Raw genomic sequence first — 26,029 nt, 5'->3', positions numbered from 1 at the left:
CCGCCGTCGACTTCGCGCAAGGATCGCGCAAGGGCTGCAGTGGCTCTCCAGTAAAGCCGGATGGGTGGGGGCTCCTTCTTCTTCGTCCTCTCCAGGTTCGGGATATCACATCGTCGCCTACGCCCAGGTGGTGGCAGTCTTCACTGTGGCGTTCACTCCGTCGGCCATGTTGAATCCGAGCTCCATAGCGGCTCGGCAGCGGTGCCTCAGTGAAGGCGTGCACGGGCGGTGCAGGTACATTCGCCGAGGCGATGCAGGGGTTCAGGAGGGGAACGCACGTGGAGCGGCTTGAAATCCAAGTGTTTCTCACGCTCGCCGAGGAACTGCACTTCGGGCGGACCGCCGAGCGCCTCTTCATTTCCCGGGCCAGAGTCAGCCAGATAGTCCAGAAGACGGAACGGGGAATCGGGGGGCCGCTCTTCGAGCGGACCAGCCGCAGGGTCCGGCTCACCCCCTTGGGGCGGCGGCTCTACGAGGATATCGAGCCCGGATTCCGGCGTATCGAAGACGGCATCGCACGGGCGGAGGCCGCCGCCCGCGGCGTCGACGGAGTCCTGCGCGTGGGGTTCCTCGGCGCCGCGGCGGGGGAGTTCGTCCTCGACGTGATCGGCTCGTTCACCGCGCACCACCCCGGCGTGGACGCCCGGATCACCGAGACGCAGATCTACAGGATCATCGCTCCGCTGCGTTCGGGCGAGGTCGACGTGCTGGTCACCCAGTTCCCCATCGACGAGCAGGACCTCACGTGCGGTCCCGTGGCATTCTCCGTCCCGCGGATGCTCGCCGTTCCTTCGGGGCATCCTCTCGCGCGGCGCGCATCCGTCTGCCTGGAGGACCTCGCCCACACCAAGGTATTCGCCTGCGTCGGCGAGGTCCCCATGTACTGGCAGGAGCACAACACGCCCCTGCGCACCCCCAGTGGCCGGCCCATCGAGCGCGGGGAGCAGGCCTCGACGCTCCAGGAGACCCTGGCGCTCGTCGGGGCCGGTAAGGGGATCTCGCCCGTGGGGGCCGATGTGGCGCAGCGCTACTCCCCCCGTGGCGTGGCCTACGTCCCCCTGGAGGACGCCGACCCGCTCGAGTACGGTCCCGTGTGGAGATCCGCGGACGAGAACGCCAGGATTCGCACGTTCGTCCAGGAGTGCTCACAGGTCGCCGCGGCGAGGCGCGGCTGATCGGTAAGCCAGGCTTACCGATCATTGCGGTATTCGGCATTGTTCCTGTTCAACGCGTTCCCGATAGTGGCCTCATGTCCACTGTTCAGACCAAGGCGCATTCGCGAAGTGCGCCCCGAATGCCCGCGGCGCTGCTCGCTCTCGCGCTGGGCGCGTTCGCCATCGGCACCACCGAGGTCGTCATCGCCGGCCTTCTTCCGGAGATCTCCCGTGACTTCGGTATCTCCATCCCGACCGCGGGATCGCTGGTCTCCGGGTACGCGCTGGGCATGGTCGTGGGCGCGCCGCTGCTGGCCGCGCTGGGAACGCGTGTGCCGCGCAAGACCATGCTCGTGTGGCTCATGGTCGTGTTCATCGCCTCGAGCGTGATCAGCGCCCTCGCCCCCGGCTACGGCGTCCTGCTGGCCGGGCGGGTGCTGTCCGCGCTGGTGGGAGGCGCCTATGTGGGGATCGGCGCCGTCGCCGCCGCCGACGTGGTGTCCGAGGACCGCAAGGCCCGGGCGGTCGCGATCATGTTCATGGGGCTGAGCATCGCCAACGTCGTCGGGGTGCCCGGGGGGGACGGCCCTGGGGCAGGCGCTGGGCTGGCGCTCCACGTTCTGGGCGGTCGGCGCGATCGGCGTGGTCGTCCTGCTCGGGGTCCTCAGGCTCGTCCCCTTCACGCCGGTGATGGAGGGCGCCAACCTCCGAAGCGAGTTGGCGGTGTTCAAGCGCGGCCGCCTCTGGCTGGCCTACGGGGCCACGGCCCTGGGGTGGGCGCCGGCGCTCGCCGTCGTGACCTACATCGCCCCCATGCTCACCGGTGTCACCGGCTTCTCCGACGGCGCGGTCCCGATCGTGCTCGTCCTCTTCGGCGTCGGCATGGTCATCGGCACGCCCATCGCGGGCCGACTGGCCGACCGGGCGCTGATGCCGGCGGTGTACGGGGTGCTCGCCGCGGTCACCGCCTCCTCGCTCGTCCTGCTGTTCGCGGTGCACAGCAAGATCGCGGCCGTGGCCATGTTCATCGTCTTCGGTGCAGCGGTGGCGGCGGTCATTCCGCCTGTCCAGGCCAAGGTCATGGCCACGGCGGAGGGGGCACCGAACCTGGCGTCGGCCTCCAACATCTCCGCCTTCAACATCGGAAACGCCCTCGGCCCGTTCCTCGGCGGAATGACCATCAGCGCCGGGCTGGGGTACACCTCGCCCATCTGGGTGGCGGCTCTTCTCGGCGCCGGTGCGCTGGTCTTCGCCCTGCTGTGCGGCCTGGCCGACACGCGGCACCACACCCGCGCCGCGGCCCGGCCGTCCGGCGCGCAGAAGGTCTGAACGGGCGCACGGGCGCACGGGCGCGGCCGAAGCGACCGGCTCCCGTGACCGACCTGTTCCGAACGCACCCCTGGTACCCGGCCCTGCCCCGCCGGGTATCAGGGGCCCATGGGACGCATCGGTGGCCGACGGATCCCACCGGGCGAGCCGAGCAGGTCAGTGCTCCACGAGGCTCTCCGGAGTAGGAAGGTCCTCCAGCAGGTGCTCAGGCGCCGAGAGCCGCCACGCCTCCAGGACGAGTTCGCTCAGCTCGTCCAGGTCGATCTTGTCGAGGTGGACGACGACCCAGCCGTATCCGCCGGCGGTGAACTGGACCTCGAACACGTCGGGCCGTTCGGCGACGAGGGCGAGCTGTTCGGAGAGCGTCTGCTTCAGGCCGACGGTCCTGGTGCGCGGCCACAGGTAGCCGAACTTCTTGTCATGGACGCTGAAGGAGGTCCACTGCGCGGACTCCTTGTGCTCCACGTCGGGCAGCGCGTTCAGGAGCCGAAGGAAGCGTTCCATTTCAACACCCATGGAAGAAGACAACCACAAGGGACCCACAGAAGGCGGACGAGGCCCTGCTCGTCGGCCCCGGCCTCATCGCGCCATGGCGGCCGCGCTCCTCCTGCCGATCAGGAACCAGCAGAGGGCGCCGAGGAACGGCGCGCAGATGATGAAGACGGCCCACACGAGCTTCATCCCGAAGTCGAGCCGCGAGGTCAGGCTGCCGAGGAAGGCGGCGACGATGAAGACGACGTAGGCCAGCATGGCGAGCCCGGTGAGGGCGAGGAGGGCGACGCCCCCGTACTGGGCGAGAAGGTCGGTCGGCAGGGCGGCGTCGAGGACCGGCATTGCGGGAAGTCCAATCGGTTCGAATCCAACGTCCCTCTCACGCTAGGGACCCGCCCCCTGCCGTCTCCTCAGCCGGACGAACGGTTCTCCCCTAGAACGGAAGTCGGTGGTGGGCGTGAGGGCACCTCCCAACGTCGGTCGCTCAGAGGTGGAAGGCGGTGGTCGCCTCCAGGTCGGCGCGCCCGGTGGTGACCCGGTTCACGGGAGCGTTCTCGTCGGCGTAGCCGAAGGAGACGCCCACCAGCAGTCTCCCTTCGGCGACCTCGAGTTCATCTCTGACGGTGTCGGCGTAGAAGCTGAGCAGGCCCTGTGGGCAGCTGTCGACGCCGTAGGCGGCCATGGCCAGAAGCAGCGTCTGCATGTAGGCGCCGACGTCGGCGGCCAGTCGCGCCCCGCCGTCGCCGGTGACGAACAGGAACGCGGCGTGCGGCGCCCCGTAGAAGCGCAGGCTCTTTGCGTCGTAGGCCGCGCGTGCCGCGTGGTCGTCGGCGCCGATGCCCAGCGCTCCGTACAGCCCGGCGCCGAAAGCCGCCCGCCGTTCCTGGTGGACGGGGGTGTACATGTCCTCGGAGTACGGGAGGTCGACCGACGTGCGCCGCTCGGCGTGGGCGGCCTGCAGGGCGTTCGCCAGGCGTTCGCGCCGAGCGCCGCCGACCACCTCGACCCGCCACGGCTGCGCATTGGAGTTGGACGGCGCGCTTCCGGCGAGGGCGAAGATCGCGCGCACCGTGTCCTCGGGAACGGGGTCGGGGCGGAACGCGCGTGTCGCGTGGCGGCCGCGGATCAGCCTCTCCGCGTATCCGCTCAGTTCGGTGAAGACCGATTCGCTCATGGGGCTCTCCTCAAGGCTTAAGTAAACGTAGCCGTTTACTTCGAGAGGAGTGTAGTCGACCGCTTCGCCTGAAGTAAACGGATGCGTACACTTGCCCCATGAGCACGGTGACGACGGCGTCCCGACGGCAGGGGCGGGGAGGGCGCGAGCGCATCCTGGCCGCCGCCGCCCGGCTGTTCGCGGTCCAGGGGATCAACGCGACCGGCATGGAGCAGGTCGCCGAGCAGGCGCCGGTCTCCAAGCGCACCCTCTACGCGCACTTCCGGACCAAGAGCGACCTGGTCCTCGCCCACCTGCAGGACCTCGCCTCGACGGGGCGCACCCTGGAGGGTGTGCTGGCCGACGATGGCATCCCTGCCAGAGAGCGGATCCTCGCCCTGTTCAGCCTTCCCGCGGACGACACGGGGCCGGTGCGCGGCTGTCCGTTCATCGACGCCGCCGCCGAGTTCCCCGATCCGCAGAGCGCGGTCCACTCCTACGCCCGCGAACAGAAACTGCTGATGGTGCGGTCGGTGACCGAACTGCTGACGGAGCTGGGGTGCCGCGAGCCCGCCGCGCTCGCCGAACAACTCGTGACGCTCGCGGACGGAGCCGCCAGCCGCGCGATGGTGCTGGGCGAGGGGGACTACGGGCGCCATGCACGGGCGGCGGCGGAGGTCCTCCTGGACGGTGCGCTGCCGCGCACGGGCTGACGGGGCGCGGCGGCCGCGGGGCTCTGTTCAGCGTGTCCTGTGGTGGGCGAGGAGCCGGCCCATCAGGCGTGACAGCGCGGCCCGCTCATCCTGGGGGAGAGGGGAGAGGAGGTCTTCCTGGACCCCCTCGATCACCTTCTCCAGCTCCTCCAGGCGCTGTGTCCCGGCGTCGGTGAGGGAGACCAGGTTGCGCCTGCGGTCGTCGGGGTCGGGGGAGCGCTCGACGAAGCCGTGCGCGGCCAGCTCGTTGATCGCGGCCACGACGTCGCTCCGGTCCATGTTGCTGCGCTGGGCGAGCCGGATCTGGCTCGTCGCCCCGAACTCGTCGAGGGCGGCCAGGATCCGGTAGTGGTACCCGCGCGCCCCTTCCGCGGAGAAGGCGTCGGCCACGAGCCGGTGGACGTGTACGGACAGCTGGGAGATGAGCCAGCTGGGCTTGCCGGCCAGGCGTTCAGGGGTCTCGTCCACGCGGCCACCGTAACACTGTTGGCAGGGCCAATGAATACGGATATGGTTGGCGGCGCCAATGTTGGCGCAACCAACGAAAGTGGGACCTGTGGACACGACGACGACCGACCGCGCCGAGGTCACCGAGCTCTTCGCCCGTCTGGCCGTGCTCTTAAACCAGGGGCGCCACGAGGAGGTGCACCGGGTCTACGCCGACGATGTGGAGGTCCGGTCCCCGAAGGGCGGGGTCCTGCGCGGCATCGACGAGGTGGCGGCGTTCCTGGAGGGCGTCCGGGCCGCCGGTGAGAGGACGCACCACGTGCACGGCGACGTGCCGGTGGACGGCCCGGCGGACGGGACGGCGGGGAGGCGCGGGCCACGGCCGGGCAGGTGGTGTAGCTTCCACCGGCCCGACGGCCGACTGCACCGTTCCGCCGGCCTGAGAGTCAGGTGCACCGCGGCGGACACCCCGGCGGGCCGACGCTTCACCAGAGTGGACATCGCCCTGATGTGGACTTGGCAGGCCGCACCTGCGGACCGCCCCTGACCCTGCGTCCGCCGCACGGCCTCAGCGGACTACGACGACCGGGCAGGGGGCGTGCTGGACGCACTGCTGGCCGACCGACCCGAGCAGGGCGCTGGCGAAGGCTCCGTGTCCATGGCTGCCCACGACGAGGAGATCGGCGCCAGAGGCGAGCTCGACCAGGACCGCGGCGGGATGCCCGCGCACGACCCGCTGCGACAGGCGCTCCCAGGGGAAGCCGGCGGCCTGCTCCTCGACCTCCGCCGTCAGTGTCTCCCGGGCACCCTTGGCCAGGTCCTCGTACGGAAGGACCAGCGCCTCCATCCCGTAGCTGACCGGTACGTCCCAGGCCTTGACGGCTTCGACGGCCGCGCCCGTGGCCCGGGCCTGGCCCAGAGCCCAGTCGAGCGCTTTCAGCGACGAAGGGGAACCGTCGACGCCGACCACGATGCGTGGAAGGTCGGTGGTGGAATCGGTGCTCATCCGTCCTCCTGTCGGCTCTTCCACGATCGTCGCGCCGCCTCCCCGGCGATACCAGGGGCGATCGCCCCGGCGGACCCCGACGTGCGGCCCGGGACCACGCGCCCCTCTCCCCTGGCGCCCGGGGCGACAGGCCGCACTCCGAGGGCGCCCAAGAGCCCGGCCTGATGCCCGGTCCTCAGGCTCGGCCTCCCTGCGTCACAGGACCATCAGGGCGGACAGGTGGTGGAGCTGCAGGGAACTGGAGGCCATTCCGCTTGAGGCGACGCTGGTGCCGCTGAGCAGGGCGGGGCCGACGAACCGGTTCTGCGGGGGCGGTGCCCCCATGAGGGCCTGGACGCGGTGGACGATGTGCGAGCCCGTGAAAGCCGGGTGCGGACCGGGTCCGGGGAGGGGGTCGGCCAAGGCGACCCGTGCCAGTGTGCGGGCGACCAGGGCCCTGTCCCCGGTGTCGGTGACAGCGTCCTCATCGGCCCATCGTTCCAGGGACAGCAGGAGACTGCGGTGGGTCACCGCCAGGGGAGGGAACAGTGCGGCCGACAGGGCGCCCAGGGCACTGAAGATGTGGTGGCGGTGCCGGAGGTGGGACCGTTCGTGCCGGAAGACGACGCGCAGCTGCTCCCGGTCCAGGAGCCGCATGAGTCCGCGCGAGACCAGTACTCCGCCGTCGCGTCCGGGAACCGCGATGGCCATCGGGCGGTCCTGGCCGGTGACCTGTGAGGGCGCCTGGCGAACCGCGCGCAGGTCGCGCCGGTGGCGGATTCCCAGTCGTGCCGCGGCCCACGATCCGGTGGCCAGCAGCGCCGAGGCCGCGGCCCCGAGGTGGGCGGGCAGGGGGCCGTGGTCGAGGAGGAGGCGCCCTTGTGCGCCAGCGGCCACGGCATGGACGGGAAGGAAGCCGGCGACGAACACGGCCGTCGTGAATACGATGGTGCTCGCCGCCGCGAGTGCCGTGGCCACCATGGTGACCAGCAGAAGCCGGGCCGACCACGCGGGGTGGAGCGGTAGCGGGCGCCAGCCCAGGGCCAGGCTGAGGGCGGTCAGTGCGATCGTCGGAGCGAAGGTCGGCCAAGTCATGTGGCCTCCTCTGGTGGGCCGTCCAGTATCGCGCGAAGTGCGGCGGCCTCGGACTCGCTCAGCCCGTGGACGAACTGGTTGAGGACGCTGGAGGGATCGTTGGCGACCCGCAGGTGACCGAACATCCGCTCCGCGGCCAGCCCCGACTCGTCGACGGCGAGGCGGTGGACGAAGGCGCGGCCCCGAAGCCGCCGTTCGACCATTCCCTTGTCGTGCAGCCGGTGGAGCACCGTGTTGACTGTTGTGTAGGCGGGGTCGCCGTCGAGTTCGGAGCACACCTGGCTGGTGGACATGAAGTCTCCGGAGCCCGCCAGCACGGCCAGGACCTCGGCTTCCAGCTGTCCGAGCCTTCTGCGTGACATCGTCACCCCGATCGAGCATCGTCCGTTCGGCCTCGGCGGCACCGCCCTTCAACGGACATTGTCGCCCACCGCCCGTCCGAGGGCGGGACGCGGATCCGGCCGGCGTCCACCGTCGGGAGAGGACGTCGGAGCCGCTCATCCGGACGCGGTCGGCGTATTCCGCAGCCTGAGGTGTTCCGGGCGACGAGGACGGGACGGCGCAGGGGCGGCGCCCTGTGCCTGGCGGTGTCGGACTCACCGTTCGCCCGTCGTGGCCGTGCGGCGCTCTTCGGCGAACCGGGCCTCCGGGACGAACGTCTCTGTCGCGTGGCGGATCATGGCCACCCCCTCGGACCACTCATCGCGGAGGCGGCCGCCGCCGGCCGGTCCGAGTGCCTGGCCGACCAGTCCGGTCAGTTCGTCCAGACCGGCGGCCGCGGTCAGGGTGGCGCTGCCGGAGAAGCGCGGATTGATCTCGAAGACCTGCGGGGTTCCGGATGCGTCCAGGCGGAGCTGGACGTTGAACGGGCCGTCGGCGCCGAGGACCCGGGCGATGCCGTGGCAGGCTTTCGTGATGCCCTCGTTGCGCCTGCTGACGGCGAAGCGCGACGACCCCGCCTTGTGGACCACCTGCTTGGGGACGACGGCCTGGACCTCGCCGTCGCGCCAGAGCACCACCGACACCGAGAACTCGGGTCCGTCGACATAGCGCTGCAGGAGGGTGCGCTCCGGAGGGCGAGGGGCGGCCTGCAGAGCGCGATCGAGCCCCTCCGGGTCGTGCACGACGTGGATTCCCCTGCTTCCCCTGCCCGTGCGCGGTTTGACGATGATGGGGTACGCGAGCCCGGCGGGGCCCTCGTCGGCCGGGCGGGCAGGCGGCACGGGGAGTCCGGCCTCGGCGAGGCGGCGGTTCAAGGCGAGCTTGTCCAGGCACAGGTCCACCAGCTCTGCTCGGGGCAGGAGGATCTGTACACCGTTGCGGTCGAGTTCCCAGATGGGGACGAGCTCTTCGTCGACCAGGGGGACGGCGGCCCTGACGTCCTCCGTCGTGCAGATGCGCCTCAGCTCCGGGACGAACGCGGGGTCCGAACCCGGAGGGACCGTGTAGGCGGCGTCGGCGAGATAGAGGCCGGAGGCGTTGGGGTCGGTGTCGACCGCGACCACCCTGTAGCCGCCGTCGCGGAGGTTGAGGATCTTGCCGGGCGTTCCTTCCGCTCCGGCCGCTGTGACCAGGATGCTCGTGCGCTGCCCTCGCATGGGGTCCCCCTTTTCGGCGTCCGCCGGAGAGCCGGTGCGCCCCGACATGTCTACTACATGTTTAGTAGAAGACCTCCGGGGGCGCTCGGCGTGGCCGAAGGCGGCCGGATGCGGGGGTGCGGCGGCCCGATGCTTGTCGAACTGCTACTTCTGTAGTAGGAGCACGGAGGCAATGTTGCTCAATTAGTGCGCATATGCGCACATGTGGAGTATGTTGGTGCGGCACGGGGGTGCGGTGCCCCGGCGGCCGATGCGAGGCGGGTGGGAACATGCTCCACGTACTGCGCGATGGCACCTACCGGCGGCTGTTCACCGCCCAGGTGGTCGCCCTGACCGGCACCGGCCTGGCGACGGTGGCGCTGGCGCTGCTGGCCTACGACCTGGCGGGCGGGGCGGCGGGAACCGTCCTGGGGACGGCGCTGACCATCAAGATGGCCGCCTACGTCGGTATCTCCCCGGTCATCGGAGCCGTTGCCGGACGGCTGCCCCGCCGGGCCTTCCTGGTCGCCATGGACCTGGTGCGCGCCGGGGCGGCGCTGTCCCTGCCGTTCGTGGACGCCGTCTGGCAGGTCTACCTGCTCATCCTCGTCCTGCAGTCGGCGTCGGCCGCCTTCACCCCGCTGTACCAGGCGGCCCTTCCGGACGTGCTGCCCCGCGAGCGCGACTACACCCGGGCGCTCGCCCTGTCGCGCCTGGCCTACGACCTGGAGAGCCTGCTCAGTCCGGTGATGGCCGGGGCGCTGCTGGCCCTGACCTCCTACCAGGGGCTGTTCGTCGGAACCGCCGCCGGGTTCTGCGCCTCGGCGGTGCTGGTGCTGGCCTCGGCGCTGCCCAAGGCGGCGGCCCCGGCCGGGTCGGCACCGTGGCGCGCCGCCACCCGCGGGGCGCGGATCCTCCTCTCCACCCCCCGCCTGCGGGCGCTGCTCGCACTGGAGGCCGCGGTCGCGGCGGCGACCGCGATCGTGCTGGTCGACACCGTCGTCATCGTCCGCGACGTCCTCGGCCGCGGTGAGAGCGCGGTGGCCGCCGCCCTGGCCTTCTATGGCGCGGGGTCCATGCTGGCGGCCCTGTCGGTCTCCCGCTTCGTCGAGCGGCGCGGCGACCGCGCCGCCATGCTTGCGGCCGCCTTCCTCGTGGCGCCGGTCCTGGCCGCCACGGCGGCGGCGACGGCCGCCCCGCCGGCCGTGCTCTGGCCCGCCGTGCTCGTCGCCTGGGCGCTCCTGGGCGCGGTGACCTCGCTCATCCTGACCCCGGCTCCGCGGCTGCTCCGGCGCTCCTGCGCGGCGGGCGACCGAACCGCGCTGTTCGCGGCGCGGTTCTCGCTCTCCCATGCCTGGTTCCTGCTCACCTACCCCGCGGCCGGGTGGGCGGTACCCCTGTTCGGCCTGGCGCCCGCTCTGGCGGCCTTCTCCGTGCTCACACTGGCCGCGGCGGTGGCGGCACTGCTCTGCTGGCCCGCGGGCGATCCGCGTTCGCTGCCGCACGCCCATGCCGACCTGCCGCCCGGCCACCCGCACCTGCGCGGAGCACAGGGCGGGACCGCCGGTTCCGGACGGCGCCACGAACACGAGTACCTCATCGACGACCTTCACCCCCGCTGGCCGCGCAGCGCCGGACATGCCCAGCCGGGCCGCTGACGGGGCCGACCGCCGGGCCCCTATGATCGGGGCATGGGAATCGGGGAGGAGACGGAGGCCGCGAGCCTGTCGCACGACGCCCCGCCCAGCACCGAGCGCCTCGCTGCGGCGGCGTCGGTGTTCCGGATGCTGTCTGATCCGACCCGGCTGCACCTGCTCTGGGCGATGGCCCAGGGGGAGGCCGACGTCGGCACGCTCGCCCGCTCCAGCGGGGCCTCGCGCACGTCGGTCAGCCAGCACTTGGCCAAACTCCGCCTAGCCGGGCTGGTCGAATCGCGCCGGGAGAGCCGGCACGTGGTGTACGCGCTCAACGACGGCCACCTGCGCCGCCTCATCCTCGAGGCCCTCAACCACGCCGACCACCAGGTGACCGGAGAGCCCCCGCACGCCTGAGACGCGCAGGCGAGCCCCCGGCCGTCAAAGGTGGGCCCCCAGGGGATCGAACCCTGAACCCGCGGATTAAAAGTCCGCTGCTCTGCCAATTGAGCTAAGGGCCCTGAGTGCGTGGCCCTTAGCTGGGCGCACTACTCCGGGCGTCACTTTACCGGAGTGGCAACGGGGATGCACAGCTGAGGATTCCTGGGCAGAGCCCCGTCGGGGCTCAGGGGCGGGGTTCAGGGGACGCCCAGGGGACTACCTGATGTGCGGGGGCCTGTCGGCGGGCAGGGTGGGGGTATGAGCAACGACTGGGAGAAGAAGCAGCTCCGCCGGAGCGCCGAGCACAGGATGCTGACGGGTGTCTGCGGCGGTATCGGCCAGTACATCGGAATCGACGCCAACATCGTCCGCCTCGCCTTCGCGGTGTTCACGCTCCTCGGCGGCAGCGGGATCGTGCTCTACATCATCGCCTGGCTCATCATGCCGGAGGAGGGGAGCGACACGTCCGTACTGGAGCACATCATCCGCAACTTCCAGGGCAAGCAGTCGAACCTGTGAGCGGCCGGACCCGGGGCGGTCACGCGGTGGGCTCGGGGGCGCGCATCCGTGTGGCCGCCTCCTTGGACAGGTGGGCCCAGGGGACGGCCAGGGCCAGGGCCCCCGCCACGCCGAGCAGGCCAGCGCCGGTGACGACCGTGCGCATGTCGGCCACCTCCACCAGGAGGCTGGCGACCGCGATCCCCACGCCCTGGGCCGCCTGCAGCCCCGCCGCCACGAGGCCGAACGCCAGGCCGCGGCCCTCGTCCGGCACGCACAGGACGAAGGCGGCGTTGGCCACCAGCTGGTAGGAGGCCAGCGCGCCGGAGACCACCAGGAGCGCCGTCATCAGCCACAGCGGCGGATCGGCCCACCAGGCCAGCAGCGGCAGCGAGCCGCCCACCGCCAGCGGTCCGATCAGCCGGATCCGGGTCTGCGGCCCGATCAGCCGGGTCAGCACGAAGCCGCCGGCCAGCGCCCCCAGCGACGGCCCGGCCATGAGCAGCCCCGCCGACCCGGGCCCCGCGCCCGCCTCGTCGGCCAGGGGCCCCGCGAGCCCGTAGGGGACCATGTAGAACCCGGCGAGCCAGGCGAACAGCGCCAGAGTGCGCAGCCGCGGGTCGCCGAAGACCAGCCGCGCGCCGTCCCGGGTGGCCCGCCACAGCCCCGGAACCGGCCCCGCCCCGCCGGCGGGGGCCGCCGGCGCCGGTCGCGCCCGCACCCCCATCCGGATGAGCAGCGCCGAGACCAGGAAGGTCAGGGCGTTGACCATCACCGCCGCGTTCGGCCCCACCGCGGCCACCACCCAGCCGCCGGCGATCAGCCCGGCCAGGGTGCCCACGTGCGAGGTGAGGTTGATGATCGCCGAGGCGGCCACGTACCGCTCCCCCTGCAGCACCTCGGCCATCAGGGCGGCCCGCGCGGCGCCGAAGGGCACCATCGGCAGGATGGAGCAGAACAGCAGCGCCCAGATCGCCCAGAGCGGCAGCCCCGGCAACCCGATGCCGAACACCAGGGCGGCGCGCGCCAGGTCGGCCGCGAGCATCACGCGGCGGCGCGGGAGCAGGTCGGACAGGCCGGACAGCAGCGGCCCGGCGATGATCTGCGGGATGAAGGTCAGGGCGATGGTCACGCCCGCGGCCAGCGGGGAGGAGGTCTGCTGGTAGACCAGCAGGACGACGGAGATGCTGAGCAGGTAGCCGCCCGCCATGGACAGGGCGTGGGCGAGCCACAGGGTGCGGAACTCGGGGATTCTGACGACCTCGGCGTAGGCGCTCTTCCAATCGGACGGCCCGTCGGACCGCTCGCGCCCCGTGCGCGGATCACCCACCGGCGACTCCCTCGTGGTGCGCTGCTGCGTCACTCTCGGTCGCTATTCGATGACCTACAGTCCCTGATGGTGGCCGGATTTCGCAAGCGGTTCGCCGGAATTCGTCGTGCTTTCGTTGCGCTCCGCCGCCGCGGTCAGCCCCACCCGAGCTCGTGCAGGCGCGCGTCGTCGATGCCGAAGTGGTGGGCCACTTCGTGCACGACGGTGATGCGCACCTCCTCCACCACCTGCTCCGGGGTCTCGCACACGGCGCAGATCTCCCGCCAGTAGATGGAGATCCGGTCCGGGAGCACCCCGGAGTAGAACTCGCCGCGCTCGGTCAGCGGCACCCCCTCGTAGAGCCCCAGCAGCCCGGGCTCGGGCGGTTCGTCCTCCACGGTGATGACCACGTTGTCGATCAGGCTGGTCAGCTCTTCGGGGATGGTGTCCAGGGCGTCGGCGACGAGGGCCTCGAAACGGCCGCGGCTGAGTTCGACCACACCCCGTATTCTGCGTGATCCTCCGCGGTCTCGGCCGCCTCGGGCTCGGGGCGTTGCCTCTGCCGGGCGCATGGGCATGATGGATACCGTGTTGCCTCGCTTGAGACCGGCCCTCGCGGCGGTCGGGGACCGCCTCGCCGCGAGGCGGCAAGGCCTGTTGAAGGCCGGACGGGTCGCCGCGGTGGTCGTGGCCGGCCTGGGCGGGGGATGGCTGGGCCTCGCGCTCGGCGGGCAGGTGCTCACCCCCATCGGCCCGGCGGACGTGAGCCTGTCGGTCGGACCGAGCTGGCGCGGCGAGACCGTGGTGGACGTGGCCCCGCTGGGCACCCTGGAGTTCGACACCCATTCCTCCCCTCTGCGTTTCGAGGCCTCCATCGACGAGATCCGCCTGGCGGCCGCGGAGGAGATGTTCGAGGACCCCGAGGCGATCGACCGGATGGGGCGGACCATCGGCGGCGAGGTCAGGGACGGGGTGATCCGGCTCATGGCGCAGTCGGCGGCCTCCGCCGCCCTGGGGGCCGCGCTCGTGGGCCTGCTCGTCTTCCGCGACTGGCGCCGCGCCGGGCTGAGCGCCGCCACCGCGCTCGCCGCCTTCGTCGCCGCCGGGGGGTCCGCCGCGGCGACGTTCAACCCCTCGGCCGTCGCCGAGCCGCGCTACTCGGGCCTGCTGGCCGGCGCGCCCCAGGTCGTGGGCAGCGCCGAGGCCGTGGTGAGCCGGTTCGACCAGTACCGCGAGCAGCTCGCCTCACTGGTCGGGAACGTGTCGCGGCTGTACGAGGTGACCTCCACCCTGCCGGTCTACGAAGGGGACGAGTCCACCGTCCGGGTGCTCCACGTCTCCGACATCCACCTCAACCCGGCGGCCTGGAACGTCATCTCCTCGATCCAGGACCAGTTCCAGGTCGACCTCGTCGTGGACTCGGGCGACCTGACCGACCGGGGCAGCGCCGCCGAGGACGCGTTCGCCGGCGAGATCGCCGACCTCGAGGTCCCCTACGTGTGGGTGCGCGGCAACCACGACTCGATGGGCACCCAGCGCGCGGTCGAGGCCCAGCCCAACGCGGTGGTCCTGGACGAAGAGGCGCAGGAGGCGGGCGGCATCGTCTTCTACGGGGCCGGCGACCCCCGCTTCACCCCCGACAAGACCGCCGACAACCCCGACGGCGACGAGCTGCGGGACATCGGCGAGGCCCAGGCCGCGCAGGCGGCAGGGGAGGACCCGCCCGTGGACGTGGCGGTGCTGCACGATCCCGCCCAGGCGGAAGCGTTCGACGGCCTGGTTCCGCTGGTGCTGTCCGGGCACGGCCACCGGCGCTGGACCGAGCTGACCGAGGCGGGCACCCGCTACCTCGTCCAGGGGTCGACGGGCGGCGCCGGACTGCGCGGCCTCGAAGGCGGCGTCGACCGCCCTAAGCCCTATGAGGCCTCGGTGCTCTACATCGACACCGAGACCAAGCGCCTGCAGGCCTGGGACGACATCACACTGGGCGGCCTTGGGCTGACGTCGGCCCAGATCGAACGGCACATCGAGGAGGAGCCCGACCGCGCGCTGGCCCCGCCGTCTCCGGCCCCGAGTTCCCCGGCTCCGAGCTCTCCTCCTGCCGGTTCCCCCGAGGCCCCGACGCCGTCGGGCGGCACGCCCGGCCGCGACCCGGGTTCGCCTGGGGCGACGATCTAGAAGGGCCCCGGAGGGCGGGGCGGATGAAACGCTTTGGCACTGGGGGTGAATCTCCCCTATGCTTGACGCGTCCCCGACGACAGGCGACGCGGGCGGTTGGCGACCTCGTTCGTCGTCGAGGCCCCCATCGTCTAGTGGCCTAGGACGCCGCCCTTTCAAGGCGGTAACGCCGGTTCGAATCCGGTTGGGGGTACGGCTCCGGTCGAAGCAGTGCTGAAGGTCTGGCACAATAAGAGACACGGAGAGCGGCCGCTGAGGCGGCCGCGACAACTGGATACAAGGTCCTGTGGAGCAGTTAGGAGTGCTCGCCACCCTGTCAAGGTGGAGGCCGCGGGTTCAAATCCCGTCAGGACCGCGCGCCACGAGAGTGGCGGGGGCCAGGTAGCTCAGTTGGTACGAGCGTCCGCCTGAAAAGCGGAAGGTCGGCGGTTCGACCCCGTCCCTGGCCACCTCGATCCACCAGCGAAGAAGCCCGGAGCCGTTCAGGCCCCGGGCTTTTTTGGCGTCAGCGTCGCACCGACGAAGTACGGGTGGCTCTCGGTGCTGGAGCAGACCTATGGGCTTCAAGGAGCGCCTCGATGCCGTGCGCAGCGCGCCCACCTGATGGTGGAACCTGCCAGAAGCGGACTCCTCTCCCGGTCGCACTCGCCAGGACACCTCCCGCCGGCGAGAACGCGACCGTCCGGACCGAATCGCTGTCTTGGCCCATCGGTGCCCCTATGGGGGTGCCGGTCTCCGGGCTCCAGAGGCGTATCGTGCGGTCCATGCTCGCACTCGCGAGTATGGCTCCGTCAGGCGAGAAGGTGACGCCTCTCACGGCGTTGTCGTGCCCTTCCAGAGGCGGGGACACGGCTGCGCCGGTGACCGAGTCCCACAGGCGCACGGTCCCCTCCCACCCGCCAGTCGCAATAAGTCGGCCATCCGGTGAGAACGCGATGGAACGGACGGGGCCTTCATGTCCTGTCAGCGGGGCGCGGAGCTGAGCGCCGGTGCTCGGATCCCAGAGCCGAACCGTACGATCCGAGCCGCCGCTGGCCAGTACCCGCCCGTCTCCAGAGAAGGCGACGGCCTCCACCCCGGACGAATGACCGGTGAGAACTAAGAAGGCCGGTGTACGAGCGAGCAGGTCCCAAACGCGGACGGTGCCGTCCGTCCCAGCTGTCGCAAGCAAGGGCCGATGGGGACAGAAGGCGATGTCCCAGACCGCGCCCTGGTGTCCGCGTAGCGGCTCCCTGATCTCCTCGGACGTCCGCGTGGACCAGACCCGTACTGATTGGTCTCTGCTTGCGGTCGCGATCTGCGATCGGTCCGGAGAGAATGCCGCACCTCGAACCCCGTCCTCGTGACCGGCTAACTCCTTTCCCACCTGGGCGCCGTCCGCAGGGTTCCACAGGCGCACCGTGGCGTCTTCACTCGAAGTTGCCAGCAGCCGCCCCTCTGAGGAGAACGCGAGGCTCGTGATGGTCCCTCCGTGTCCGGCGAATGGAGCACCCAAGGCGCCTGGAAGCGGGTGCTCGGCGCCCGTCTTCGCCGACTGTTCGCTCAGGCTCGAGGACAGGCCCTCCGGACGAGAAGGGGCGAGCGTCGGCCTCTCAGCCGAGAGACGAGGATGCCCCCCGATTTCCCCAGCCATCCAGGACCGTGCCAACTCGGGGTCGATGAACTCGATGACCTCCTCACCTCTGCGTACTCGGATCACGACGTCCGACTCCTCTCCTGCAGAGGTACGAGGAGGTGCCGAATCGGCAGGAGGATGGACATGGACACCGCCATGGATGTTTCCTGCCTGCAAGCTGGTACCCGTGATCTGCGCTCGGTCGCTGATCCAGGCATTCACTTCTGAGGGCGGCGCCGGGTCCGCTTCTCGGTCGTCTTCGGGGACCACGAACTGTCACCTGCCTTCCTTGCCCGTCATGGTGGATCGCCCCTCGCTCCGAGTTCACACTGACCGTGTGCCCTGCGAGAGTCGGCATCACTGTTCGCACCCGCCCGGACCCCGGTGTTGCTCTGGAGAGCCATGGGCTCTGAGGCCTGTAGGGCAGGGAAGAAAAGAGTGCCTGTTCGTTGCGCCCTCCGGTGTCGGGGAACATCACCGGGGTCCGAGCCCTCACAGGGGCAGGCCGGGGATCGGGAGTTGGCCCTCGGGGACGCGTAGGGGGCCCTGGAGGCGGAGGCAGCGGCGGCAGGTGACCGGGGCGGTGCTGCGCCGCAGCCGCATCGGGTCGGGGGCGGCCCCGCAGGCGGGGACCGCGACCAGGACGCCGAGGCGGTGCAGGTCCTCCAGGGCGTGGACCACGTCCGAGCCGCCCACGGTGGCGTTCACGCCGACGAGGGCCGAGCGCCTGCCGTGCAGGCGGGCGGCCAGGTGGTCCGCCCCCGTGTCGGGGAAGAGCGACAGAGGGGCCTCGGCGTCCCGCATGTGCCCGAACCCTACCCCCGGGCGCCCCGTCCCTTCCGCCGTCCCCGCCGCCCCGTCCGAGGTCGCCGCCGCGGCCCTTTTGGGAAGGCGCTTTCCGTGCTAGCTTCCGTCCTCCCCCGGAGGTGGGAGCGATTCCACCCCGCCCGCTCTCAGGAGGACCGACCATGCGTTCCACCGAGCACCCCCACGACCGACGGCGCCGGCCCCGAGCCCTGCGCCGTCCCCGGCGCGGAGCCCTCGTCCTGGCCGCGGCCGCCGCGGCCATCGGCACCGGGACGGCCCTCGCCGCCGCCCCGCTCCCCGGTGCGGGAGAGGCGTCCGCCGCCCCCGCCGCCGCGTGCGGTGACGGCGGCTTCCACGCCGAGGCCGTCCGCGACGGCGACACCTGGACGTCCCGCAACGGCGGCGACGTCGTCTACCAGGGCGGCGCCATGCTGGAGGCCATGCGCGCCGCCGTGGACAGCCTCGACCCCGGCCGCACGGAGCAGCAGGGCGTCGTGGTCCGCGGCTCCGGCAGCATCCCCGCCGACGCCTCCCTCGACCTGCCCAGCCACACCTCCCTGGAGGTCTGCGGCACCATCGACGTGAGCGGCACCCCGACCGGGAACAACGCCGCCGTGCGCATCCGGCACGCCCGGGACGTCTCCGTCCCCCACCTGTCCGTGACAGGGACCCCCTACTTCGGCGTGTGGGTCCGCACGTCGCAGAACGTGCACTTCGGCCAGGTCGGCCTGCACCTCTCCAGCGGCCTGGGGATGCGCATCGACAGCCGCGACGACGACTCGGTGCGCGAGGCCCGCGACATCTCCATCGACGACGTCCGCGTCTCCGGCACCGACAACCACGGCGTGGAGACCTACGGCGTCGACGGCATCGACATCGGCACCGTGACCGCGCGGAACACCGGGTACTCCGGCCTCCTGCTCAACGACACGGTCAACGCCTCGGTCGACCGGGTCGACGCCGAAGGGGCCGGGACGGGCACCGGTTACGCCGCCTTCCGGATGGCCAACCGCAACGGTCTCCTCGACGGCGGCTACCCGGCCAACATCCGTGTGGGCGAGGTCCGCGCGCGCGGGGGCGGCAGAGGTCTGTTCTGCGTGTCCGAGAGCGGAGGCGCCGTGATCGAGCGCGTGGACATCGCGGACACTGGAAGCAACGCGGCCTTGATCGAGAACTGCCACAACGTCACCGTCGGCACTGAAGGCGGCACCATCGCGGGGCCGGGGGACATCCGGATCGCGGCCCGGAGCGAGTTCGCCAACACCTCGGACGTCACGTTCGAGAACCTGACCCTCCGGGACACCGCGTTCAACGAGAGGCCGTGCGCGGTCAACACCGTTCTGCGGAACATCACCTGGGACGGCAGCGCCGACAACTCCTGCTGACGGCCGCGAGGAGCCGGACATGAGACCGGGGTGTTCCGCTCCCGAGGGGGAAGAAGGAGCGGAACACCCCCTTGAGGGGAACGGTCTCAGGTCAGCAGTACTCGTCTTCCTTGTCGATCACCCGGTACGGGCAGTCGGCGTAGCCGAGCAGGTCCAGCACCGCCTCGCGGTTGCGGGAGGTCTCGCGCGGGATGATCTCGTCACCGGGGTAGAACCCGCCTCCCCAGTAGCTGGAGGGGTACATCTCGAAGGTGTAGTTGAAGATCCGCTGTTCGCCCCAGAGCCAGTCGTTGATCGTCCCGTCGGTGATGTACAGGTCGCTCGACTGCTGCGGCGTGTACCCGTTCGATCCGGCCATGAGGCGGCCGAGCTCGGCATGGGTGTCGTACTCGTCCCGGCTCATCCCGGGCCCGGTCTCGTCGTAGGTGTAGCCGTAGGGCCAGAGGATGAGCTCGCCGTAGGTGTGGAAGTCGATGGCGGCCGTGATCTGCTGCTCGCCGCCGACCACGCGGCTGCGGACGAAGTCGGCCACCTGCCGGACCTCGGGTGCCGCCTCGGGGGAGGCGCCCCGGTAGGTCTGCGAGGACGGGCTCGAGGAGGAGCCGCCGCAGCACCCCCAGTTGTAGTCCCAGTTGCGGTTCAGGTCGGTGCCCACCGACCAGGAGCCCTGGTTGGGCTGGCGGTTCTTGCGCCAGCTCTTGTAGGACCCGTCGGAGATGTCGTGCTCGGAGCCGTCCGGGTTGAGGTTGGGCAGGATCCAGATCTCGCGGGTGTCGACCATCTCGGTCACCCGCGGGTCCGTCCCGTAGTCGTCGGTGAGCATGCCCAGCAGGTAGACCGCCATCTCCACGGTCAGGTGCTCACGGGCGTGCTGGGAGTGGGTGAACAGCACCTCGGGCCGGTCGTGGTCGGTGGCCACGTCGGAGGTGATCTTGACGGCCATCAGGTCGCGCCCCTCGTAGGAGGAGCCGACGCTGACCTTGGCCGCGATGTCGGGGTGGTCGGCGACGGTCTTGTCCACGACGTCGGTGAGCTCGGCGTAGTCGTGGTAGTCCGAGTCCGAGGGCGGGAAGTCCAGCGCCCCGGGCCCGTCCTGGCCGGGACCGGGCAGCGGGGTGACCTCGTGGCCGAGGCCGGCCACCGCGTCGGCCTGCCCGGGCGCGGCGGTCACGACCACGCTGTCCTCGTTCACCTCGTCCACGGCGGCGCCGGTGGCGGCGATCTCGGTGCGCTCCTCGGCCGTGTCCGGCCCGGCGACCAGGTACCGGCCGGGGGCCTCGGCCGAGGCGGGTGCGGGGGAGTCGGGTGCGGGGGAGGCCGCCGCGGTTCCGGCGGCGGCGGTGGTCAGCAGGAGGGCGGCCGTTGCGGCCGCCGCGAGGGATCGGCGTGCGTGCATGGTGCGGGGCCTCCTGACGGGTGTGGGGGACATGCGTCGGCGGAGTCCACCCGTCAATTGGAGGTGCGCACGCGCGCGGGGGTCAACGATCGGGGACGAAAACCGTTCAACCGTTGAACAGACGTCTCACCGGACCCGCGATGACAGGGCCGTGTGCCCGGACCGGCGGCGCCGGGTGGCCGGATGCGGCCACCCGGCCGGGGGTCATCCCGAGGCCGGTTGCGCCACCGGCGCGCCTTCGGAGGCCTGCACCAGGACGAAGCCCCGCCCCTCGAAGGAGATCTGGAAGGCCTCGCCGCTGCCGCGCCCGATGAGCGCCCCCGCCTTGGCGGTGCGCCGCACCCCGGTCGTCAGCGAGGTGGACCAGGCCACCGCGGCGTCGGTGTCGGCGAAGGTGGGCTGGTCGACGTCGAGCAGCACCGGCGAGCCGTGGCAGGCGACGGCGATGCGCCCGTGCCCGCTGAACACGGTGTTGAAGAGCCCGCCGGCGGCCATGCCCGCCCCCTGCACCCGCTGGATGTCCCAGCTCAGTCCGGGCTCGAAGGCCAGCACGTTCTCCCCGTTGACGGTGAGGGAGTCGCCTTCGAGGTCGATCAGGTGCACGTCCCAGGCGTCGCGGGCGAGGAACACGTCGCCCCGCCCGCTCACCGTCATCAGGGGCGCGCCCTCGCCGGTGAACGCCTTCTTGAGGAACCGGCCCATGCCGCCCGAGCCCTTGTAGGCGAAGTCCACGTCGCCCTGGTAGGCGACCATCGCGCCCTGGCGGGCGATGAACTCCCCGTCGAACCGGACTCTGAGCATCTTCGGATTCTGGAGCGACATGCCCGGCTGGTCGTTCTCGCGTGCCTGCTCGAACAGAGGACTGCGCATGGGTGACCCCGTCCCTTCCCGAAGGGCGTGTTCCGGGGCACGGTGCCCCGACTCCCTGGACGCGCCGAACGTACCAACGGTTCCGCCGGGGCTCCCGGGCCCACCGCGCGCAGGCGTGTACGTTATGCGCAATGGTGATCACGGAGAGTCTTCGTGGGTGGGCGGCGCGGGTGCGGACGGCGGCGGTCTCCACGGTGGCCGTGCTCATGGCCGCCGCTCCCGCCGCTCAAGCGTCCCCGGCCCCCGACGCACCGCGCACCGCCCCGGTGGCCCCCGGCGTCGACCTCGCCCTGGACCGGCCCCCGGGCCAGGCGGGCCACGCCCTCTCCCTGCTCACCGCGGACCTGGACGCGGGCGTGCAGGTCCACTACATCGACGGCGGCGCGGTGGCGGGAACCGCGCCGGTGGCGGACATGGCCGGCGCCCACCCCGTCCCCGAAGGCCGCAGTACCGTCGCCGCGCTCAACGGGGACTTCTTCGACGCCGGGGCCTCCTCCGCGCCCCTGGGCGCGGCCGTCCAAGAGGGCAGGGCGCTCTCCTCGCCCGCACCGGACCGCCGTTACGCGNCCCCCCCCCGCCCCGCCGTTACGCGGCCGTCATCGGCGGGGACGGCCGCGGGTCCGTGCGCAAGGTGCGCTTCACCGGAACCGTGCGCACCCCCGCCGGCGCGGTCCGGCTCGACGCACTGAACGCGCCCCGGATCCCCGAGGACGGGCTGGGGCTGTTCACCGAGGAGTGGGGGACCGCCTCGCGCACGCGGGCCGTGCGCGGCGCCGACCGGGTCGCCGAGGCGGTGCTGGCCCGGGGCACCGTACGCGAGGTGCGCGCGGGCGCAGGGAAGGGGCCCGTCCCGGCCGGCGAACGGGTGCTGGTGGGGCGGGGCGCCGGGGCCGACCTGCTGTCCGGCCTGGACGAGGGCGACCCGGTCACCGCCGAGTACCGGATCGAGGCCGGGGGCGAGCGGCCCCGGACCGTGCTGGGCGGCCGCCGTGTGCTGCTCCGGGACGGCCGGCCCACCGGCGCCGACGACGGCGCCCGCCAGCCGCGCACCGCCCTGGGGTTCGGCGCCGGCGGCACCCGCATGGTGGCGGTGGCCGTCGACGGCCGGGTGCCGGGCGCCCCCGGGGCCACCCTGGGCGAGGTGGCCGAGGCGCTGCGGGAGGCCGGCGCCACCGAGGCGATCGAGCTCGACGGCGGCGGATCGTCGGCCCTGCTGGCCCGCGACCCCGGCGGGCGGCGGCTCAGCGTGCGCAACCGCACCGGCGAGGCGCCCCGGGAGGTCCCCAACGGCCTGGTGGTCACCGCCCCGGCGGGCGACGGCACGCCGTCCGGGCTGTGGCTGCGGCCCCGGCTGGANCCACCGGCCCGGCCACGGTGCGGAGGCGCCCGCGCAGGACGACCCCCACCGGCTCTTCTCCGGGATGCGCCGCACCCTGGAGGCCGACCTGCACGACGCGGCGTTCGGCCCGGTCGCCGGTGGAGCGCGCCCATCAGGGCTGCGGCTGTCCGCGCCGGACGGAACGGTGCACGGGAGCGCGTTCCGGGGCGGGGCCCCGGGGACCGTACAGGTGACGGGCGAGGCGTCCGGAGTGCAGGGGAGCGTGGAGCTGGAGGTGCTTCCCGGCCCGGAGCGCTTGGCGGCCGAGCCCGACCGGCTCTACTTCCCGGGGCGGGGGGACTCCGATGCGTTCGTCGTAGCGGGGGTGGCGCCGGACGGCACCCGCGCTCCTGTGGAGCCGGGCGACTCCCACGTGCGGGCCGACCCGGACCTGGTGTCGGTGGAGCGCCATGAGGACGGCAGGTTCGAGGTGTGGCCGGGGGCGGACAAGGGGGCGGGGGAGGTCACCGTCGAGGCCGGTGGCGCGCGCGTCGAGGTGCCGGTGTCGATCGGTTCGGCGACCGGGAGCCTGGCCTCCTTCGAGGACGGTGACGCGTGGACGGCCGAGGGCGTACGCGCGGACGCCTCGCTGCGACCGGTCGAAGGAGGGCACGGGCACGGGGTCGCGGTCCGCTACGACTTCACGGAGTCGGCCCGGACGAGGGCGGCCTATGCGCTCCCGCCGGAGCCGATCCCCGCGCGCCCCGCGGCGTTCGGGTTCGGCCTCCAGGTGAAGGGCGACGGCAAGGGGGCGACGGTCGCCCTGGCCGTGGTCGACGCCGAGGGCGTCCGCCATCCCCTGTACGGCCCCCGGGTCGCCTGGAAGGGGCCGCGGCAGGTGGAGTTCGATGTTCCCGACGACGTCGTGCAGCCACTGACCGTGGAGTCGGTGTACCTGGTTGAGACGGACGGCGCCCGCTCTTACAAGGGCAGGGTGGTCATCTCCGACCTCACGGCCGAGCTGGGGCTCGTTCCCTAGAGGGCCGAGGGGCTCGGCGTGTTCGGGGGCTGGGCTGTCGGCGCGTCGCTGGGCGGGTCGCTCGGCGGATCGCTCGGCGGGTCACTGGGGGGATTGCTCGGCGGGTCGGAGGGCGGATCCGTAGGCGGGTCGCTCGGCGGGTCCGTGGGCGGATCGGATGGCGGGTCCGTCGGAGGATCGCTCGGCGGCTCCTGGGGCGACGGCGAGGTGCTGGGGGTGGCGCCGGGAGAGGCGCTGGGCGAAGCGCTCACGGGCGGGCTCGGCGACGGGCTCGGCTCAGGGGCGCGCTCCCTGCCCTCGTCGGCCTCGTCCCGTGCCTCGGTGCTGCCGCCCTGGAGGGCGTCGGCGGGCGACGGGCCGGGGGAGCCGCCGGGAGCGACGGGCGCCGCCTGCTCCGGGGGCGCCTCGGGCCCGATCACGCCGTTCAGCACCGCCCAACCGGCGAGCCCGCCCATGGCGAGCAGCCACCCGGCGGAGACCGCCAGCAGGAACCGCTGCCGCCTGCGCGCCCTCTCGCGGTCGGTCAGGTGCGTCCGCTTCGGCGCCCGTTCCGCGGGGAGCGGTGCCTCCGCGCCCGCAGGGGCGGACGTCACCGCACGGCCGGCTCCGTGCGCGTTCGGGCGCCGGGGCAGGCTCGGCGGTTCGGGCACGGACGGGGGTTCGGACGCCTCCACCACCCGGATGCGCTCGGCCGGCCCCGGCACGGGCGCCCCGTCCGGGACCCGCGTCGCGGGGTCGTCCGCCGCACGCGCCCCCGCGCGGAGCACCTCCTCCTCGCCCGCGCCCCCGCCGGCGGGGAGTCCGAGCAGCGCCCGCAGCACCGCGGCGGCGGCGGGGCGCCGGTCCGGGTCGTCGAGGAGGCAGGCGTCGGCCAGCCGGCGCAGCGGTCCGGGGACGCCCGCGGTGTCCGCCGGGGCGCCGCGCAGCCGGTCCGGCACCGCCACCAGGTCCTCGGTGTCGACCGGGAACCGCCCGCGCGCGGCGAAGGCGACCACTTCGGCCCAGGCGTAGACGTCGGCCGCGCACGCGGCGGGGGACGGCGTGCCGCCGCCCACCACCCGCGGGCCGTCCGGCCCCAGCACCACGTCGCCCGGGGTGAGGCGGCCGTGCGCGGCGCCCGCCCGGTGCAGCGCGGCCAGCGCGGTGGCGGCGGCGACGGCCACCCGGTCCAGGGCGGCGCCGCGCAGCGGGCCGTCCCGCTCGACCGCGGAGGCCAGGTCGGGGCCGGGCACGTGCGCGGAGGCGGTGTAGGGGGGATCGGCGCCGGGCTCGGCGGCGAGCAGGCGCGGGGTGCACAGCCCCGAGGCCGCGCGCAGCGCGGGGGCGGCGGCCGCGGCCCCGACCGTGACCGCGGCCGGGGCGCCGTCCGGCCCCGCGGCCAGGTAGACGGTGCGGCCGAGCCGCGCGGTGACGCGGTAGGGGCCGATGCGCTCCGGCGCGGTCGCCGCCGCCACAGGACCACCTCCGGTTCGTCCGCTTCGTCCGACTCCTCACCCCATGGGACGCTCTCCTCCGCCCCAGGCCCTGTCTCCCCGGGGCGACATTCCCCTTCCCCCTCCGCTCCGCTGCCGGACGTGTCCGTAGGACAGACCTGACAGAAGGTGTCAGGAAGCTCCGCGAGCCTGGAGGGAACACGGAGACGAAGGGGGCATCAGGAGCATGGACCGACCACTGGAGGGACGGGTCGCGCTGGTCGCCGGGGCCACGCGCGGAGCGGGCCGGGCGATCGCGGTGGAGCTGGGCCGCGAGGGGGCCACGGTGTACGCCACCGGCCGGACCACGCGCACCGCGCGCTCGGAGATGGGGCGCCCGGAGACGATCGAGGAGACCGCCGAGCTTGTGGACGGCGCCGGGGGCACCGGTATCGCCGTCCAGGTGGACCACCTGGTCCCGGACCAGGTGAAGGCGCTGGTCGAGCGGATCGGCGCCGAGCAGGGCCGCCTGGACGTGCTGGTGAACGACGTGTGGGGCGGCGACGTCTACACCGAGTTCGGGCGCCGCCTGTGGGAGCACGACCTGGAACAGGGCCTGCGCATGCTCCGCCTGGGCATCGACACGCACGTGACCACCAGCCACTTCGCGCTGCCGCTGATGATCCGCCGCCCCGGGGCGCTCGTGGTGGAGATGACCGACGGCACCACCGAGTTCAACGCCGGGTACCGCGCCGACGTCGGACTGTTCTACGACCTGGTGAAGACCTCGGTGCAGCGCCTGGCCAAGGCCCAGGCGCACGAGCTGCGCGACCACGGCGGCGCGGCGGTCGCGGTCACCCCGGGATGGCTGCGCTCCGAGGCGATGCTGGAGCACTTCGGCGTGTCCGAGGAGAACTGGCGGGACGCGGTGGCCAAGGAGCCGCACTTCGCCATCTCCGAGTCGCCGGCCCTGGTCGGCCGGGGCGTGGCGGCCCTGGCCGCCGACCCGGACGCGGCCCGGTGGACCGGGACCACGGTCTCCAGCGGCCACCTCGCCAAGGTGTACGGCCTGACCGACACCGACGGCAGCCGCCCCGACGCCTGGCGCTACATGTCCGAGGTGCAGTACGCCGGCCGGGAGGCGGACACCACCGGCTACCGGTGAGCCGGCGGCCCGGGCCG

At 72.6% G+C, this 26,029-nt stretch carries 26 protein-coding genes, 4 tRNA genes and 2 pseudogenes; 16 read left to right on the top strand and 16 right to left on the bottom strand.

Translation table 11 applies throughout. The features are described from left to right. Window positions 1-251 precede the first annotated feature (251 nt). The 3 genes and pseudogenes from D450_RS0122435 (at window position 252) to D450_RS34910 (ending at window position 2,483) form a co-directional block, all read left to right on the top strand. The gene (locus D450_RS0122435; protein WP_017540879.1) at window positions 252-1,175 is read left to right on the top strand and encodes a LysR family transcriptional regulator; all 924 of its coding nucleotides are present in this window, start codon (window positions 252-254) and stop codon (window positions 1,173-1,175) included. 74 nt (window positions 1,176-1,249) lie between these two features. Next, window positions 1,250-1,669: pseudogene (locus tag D450_RS34915) on the top strand (MFS transporter); the annotation flags it as partial. 73 nt (window positions 1,670-1,742) lie between these two features. Then, window positions 1,743-2,483 carry an MFS transporter gene (locus D450_RS34910; RefSeq protein WP_338037995.1) on the top strand — a complete coding sequence of 247 codons (741 nt, stop codon included), beginning with the start codon at window positions 1,743-1,745 and terminating at the stop codon, window positions 2,481-2,483. 156 nt (window positions 2,484-2,639) lie between these two features. On the opposite strand, the gene D450_RS0122425 is transcribed toward D450_RS34910, so the two are convergent. The 3 genes from D450_RS0122425 to D450_RS0122415 form a co-directional block, all read right to left on the bottom strand. Beyond that, window positions 2,640-2,999, bottom strand: coding sequence for an MmcQ/YjbR family DNA-binding protein (locus tag D450_RS0122425; RefSeq protein ID WP_026124572.1), 360 nt, complete (start codon window positions 2,997-2,999; stop codon window positions 2,640-2,642). A 63-nt stretch (window positions 3,000-3,062) separates the two neighbouring features. After that, complete coding sequence (locus tag D450_RS0122420) at window positions 3,063-3,317, bottom strand: PLD nuclease N-terminal domain-containing protein (RefSeq protein ID WP_017540874.1); 255 nt, start codon at window positions 3,315-3,317, stop codon at window positions 3,063-3,065. A gap of 142 nt (window positions 3,318-3,459) precedes the next feature. Beyond that, on the bottom strand, window positions 3,460-4,149 hold the full coding sequence (locus D450_RS0122415) for a nitroreductase (RefSeq protein WP_017540873.1): 690 nt from the start codon (window positions 4,147-4,149) through the stop codon (window positions 3,460-3,462). A gap of 98 nt (window positions 4,150-4,247) precedes the next feature. Between D450_RS0122415 and D450_RS35300 the strand changes: the two genes are divergently transcribed. Then, complete coding sequence (locus D450_RS35300) at window positions 4,248-4,841, top strand: TetR/AcrR family transcriptional regulator (protein WP_017540872.1); 594 nt, start codon at window positions 4,248-4,250, stop codon at window positions 4,839-4,841. A 27-nt stretch (window positions 4,842-4,868) separates the two neighbouring features. Here D450_RS35300 and D450_RS0122405 read toward each other — a convergent pair whose 3' ends face one another. Continuing rightward, a complete protein-coding gene (locus D450_RS0122405; RefSeq protein ID WP_017540871.1) occupies window positions 4,869-5,309 on the bottom strand; it encodes a MarR family winged helix-turn-helix transcriptional regulator in 441 nt (146 codons plus the stop codon). Window positions 5,310-5,397: 88 nt separating this feature from the next. Here D450_RS0122405 and D450_RS0122400 point away from each other — a divergent pair, with 88 nt between their 5' ends. After that, window positions 5,398-5,835 (top strand): nuclear transport factor 2 family protein, encoded by a 438-nt coding sequence (locus D450_RS0122400; protein ID WP_017540870.1) that lies wholly within the window; start codon window positions 5,398-5,400, stop codon window positions 5,833-5,835. Window positions 5,836-5,856: 21 nt separating this feature from the next. On the opposite strand, the gene D450_RS0122395 is transcribed toward D450_RS0122400, so the two are convergent. The 4 genes from D450_RS0122395 to D450_RS30980 form a co-directional block, all read right to left on the bottom strand. Beyond that, on the bottom strand, window positions 5,857-6,294 hold the full coding sequence (locus tag D450_RS0122395) for a universal stress protein (RefSeq protein ID WP_017540869.1): 438 nt from the start codon (window positions 6,292-6,294) through the stop codon (window positions 5,857-5,859). A gap of 195 nt (window positions 6,295-6,489) precedes the next feature. After that, window positions 6,490-7,368, bottom strand: coding sequence for a M56 family metallopeptidase (locus D450_RS0122390; RefSeq protein ID WP_017540868.1), 879 nt, complete (start codon window positions 7,366-7,368; stop codon window positions 6,490-6,492). After that, window positions 7,365-7,730, bottom strand: a complete 366-nt coding sequence (locus D450_RS0122385) for a BlaI/MecI/CopY family transcriptional regulator (protein ID WP_039820833.1) — start codon at window positions 7,728-7,730, stop codon at window positions 7,365-7,367. Before D450_RS0122385 ends, D450_RS0122390 begins: the two co-directional genes overlap by 4 nt. 234 nt (window positions 7,731-7,964) lie before the next feature. Further along, window positions 7,965-8,966, bottom strand: coding sequence for an ATP-grasp domain-containing protein (locus D450_RS30980; protein ID WP_051063642.1), 1,002 nt, complete (start codon window positions 8,964-8,966; stop codon window positions 7,965-7,967). 269 nt (window positions 8,967-9,235) lie between these two features. Here D450_RS30980 and D450_RS0122375 point away from each other — a divergent pair, with 269 nt between their 5' ends. Together D450_RS0122375 and D450_RS0122370 are read left to right on the top strand one after the other, a co-directional pair. Continuing rightward, window positions 9,236-10,603 (top strand): MFS transporter, encoded by a 1,368-nt coding sequence (locus D450_RS0122375; RefSeq protein WP_017540865.1) that lies wholly within the window; start codon window positions 9,236-9,238, stop codon window positions 10,601-10,603. Between the two features lie 33 nt (window positions 10,604-10,636). Beyond that, a complete protein-coding gene (locus D450_RS0122370) occupies window positions 10,637-10,996 on the top strand; it encodes an ArsR/SmtB family transcription factor (RefSeq protein ID WP_017540864.1) in 360 nt (119 codons plus the stop codon). Between the two features lie 31 nt (window positions 10,997-11,027). On the opposite strand, the gene D450_RS0122365 is transcribed toward D450_RS0122370, so the two are convergent. Continuing rightward, window positions 11,028-11,100, bottom strand: a tRNA-Lys gene (locus tag D450_RS0122365). A gap of 178 nt (window positions 11,101-11,278) precedes the next feature. On the opposite strand from D450_RS0122365, the gene D450_RS0122360 reads away from it, so the two are divergent. Further along, window positions 11,279-11,539 (top strand): PspC domain-containing protein, encoded by a 261-nt coding sequence (locus D450_RS0122360; protein ID WP_017540863.1) that lies wholly within the window; start codon window positions 11,279-11,281, stop codon window positions 11,537-11,539. A 19-nt stretch (window positions 11,540-11,558) separates the two neighbouring features. Here the strand turns inward: D450_RS0122360 and D450_RS0122355 are convergent, their stop codons facing one another. Then, entirely contained in the window at window positions 11,559-12,848 is a 1,290-nt protein-coding gene (locus D450_RS0122355; protein WP_017540862.1) for an MFS transporter, read from the bottom strand. 134 nt (window positions 12,849-12,982) lie between these two features. Continuing rightward, the gene (locus tag D450_RS0122350) at window positions 12,983-13,327 is read right to left on the bottom strand and encodes a metallopeptidase family protein (RefSeq protein WP_017540861.1); all 345 of its coding nucleotides are present in this window, start codon (window positions 13,325-13,327) and stop codon (window positions 12,983-12,985) included. Window positions 13,328-13,406: 79 nt separating this feature from the next. Between D450_RS0122350 and D450_RS0122345 the strand changes: the two genes are divergently transcribed. The 4 genes from D450_RS0122345 (at window position 13,407) to D450_RS0122330 (ending at window position 15,454) form a co-directional block, all read left to right on the top strand. Beyond that, window positions 13,407-15,005 (top strand): metallophosphoesterase family protein, encoded by a 1,599-nt coding sequence (locus D450_RS0122345; RefSeq protein ID WP_394296833.1) that lies wholly within the window; start codon window positions 13,407-13,409, stop codon window positions 15,003-15,005. A gap of 120 nt (window positions 15,006-15,125) precedes the next feature. Continuing rightward, a tRNA-Glu gene (locus D450_RS0122340) sits at window positions 15,126-15,198 on the top strand. Window positions 15,199-15,285: 87 nt separating this feature from the next. Continuing rightward, window positions 15,286-15,360 (top strand) — tRNA-Asp (locus D450_RS0122335). Window positions 15,361-15,380: 20 nt separating this feature from the next. Further along, a tRNA-Phe gene (locus D450_RS0122330) sits at window positions 15,381-15,454 on the top strand. A 56-nt stretch (window positions 15,455-15,510) separates the two neighbouring features. Here D450_RS0122330 and D450_RS35670 read toward each other — a convergent pair. Further along, the gene (locus D450_RS35670) at window positions 15,511-16,638 is read right to left on the bottom strand and encodes a WD40 repeat domain-containing protein (protein ID WP_394296832.1); all 1,128 of its coding nucleotides are present in this window, start codon (window positions 16,636-16,638) and stop codon (window positions 15,511-15,513) included. Window positions 16,639-17,112: 474 nt separating this feature from the next. Continuing rightward, window positions 17,113-17,424: a hypothetical protein gene (locus D450_RS0122325; RefSeq protein WP_017540859.1), complete on the bottom strand. Its 312-nt coding sequence runs from the start codon at window positions 17,422-17,424 to the stop codon at window positions 17,113-17,115. 164 nt (window positions 17,425-17,588) lie between these two features. On the opposite strand from D450_RS0122325, the gene D450_RS0122320 reads away from it, so the two are divergent. Next, window positions 17,589-18,812 (top strand): hypothetical protein, encoded by a 1,224-nt coding sequence (locus D450_RS0122320; protein ID WP_017540858.1) that lies wholly within the window; start codon window positions 17,589-17,591, stop codon window positions 18,810-18,812. Window positions 18,813-18,903: 91 nt separating this feature from the next. On the opposite strand, the gene D450_RS0122315 is transcribed toward D450_RS0122320, so the two are convergent. After that, complete coding sequence (locus D450_RS0122315; RefSeq protein WP_017540857.1) at window positions 18,904-20,208, bottom strand: M14 family metallopeptidase; 1,305 nt, start codon at window positions 20,206-20,208, stop codon at window positions 18,904-18,906. 204 nt (window positions 20,209-20,412) lie between these two features. Further along, window positions 20,413-21,078 (bottom strand): AIM24 family protein, encoded by a 666-nt coding sequence (locus tag D450_RS0122310; protein WP_017540856.1) that lies wholly within the window; start codon window positions 21,076-21,078, stop codon window positions 20,413-20,415. On the opposite strand from D450_RS0122310, the pseudogene D450_RS35770 reads away from it, so the two are divergent. Next, window positions 20,978-22,321 (top strand): annotated as a pseudogene (locus tag D450_RS35770) (phosphodiester glycosidase family protein); the annotation flags it as partial. The gene D450_RS0122310 and the pseudogene D450_RS35770 sit on opposite strands and share 101 nt — an antisense overlap. 178 nt (window positions 22,322-22,499) lie before the next feature. Further along, the gene (locus D450_RS34895; protein WP_051063640.1) at window positions 22,500-23,435 is read left to right on the top strand and encodes a hypothetical protein; all 936 of its coding nucleotides are present in this window, start codon (window positions 22,500-22,502) and stop codon (window positions 23,433-23,435) included. On the opposite strand, the gene D450_RS31960 is transcribed toward D450_RS34895, so the two are convergent. Then, the gene (locus D450_RS31960) at window positions 23,432-24,889 is read right to left on the bottom strand and encodes a hypothetical protein (RefSeq protein ID WP_051063639.1); all 1,458 of its coding nucleotides are present in this window, start codon (window positions 24,887-24,889) and stop codon (window positions 23,432-23,434) included. The genes D450_RS34895 and D450_RS31960 overlap by 4 nt on opposite strands. A gap of 205 nt (window positions 24,890-25,094) precedes the next feature. Here D450_RS31960 and D450_RS0122295 point away from each other — a divergent pair, with 205 nt between their 5' ends. Then, entirely contained in the window at window positions 25,095-26,012 is a 918-nt protein-coding gene (locus D450_RS0122295) for an SDR family oxidoreductase (RefSeq protein ID WP_017540855.1), read from the top strand. Window positions 26,013-26,029: the final 17 nt, after the last annotated feature.

Source organism: Nocardiopsis halophila DSM 44494 (assembly GCF_000341245.1).
In the GTDB taxonomy this organism is placed as follows: domain Bacteria; phylum Actinomycetota; class Actinomycetes; order Streptosporangiales; family Streptosporangiaceae; genus Nocardiopsis_A; species Nocardiopsis_A halophila.
This window is presented reverse-complemented; position numbering and strand designations above follow the sequence as displayed.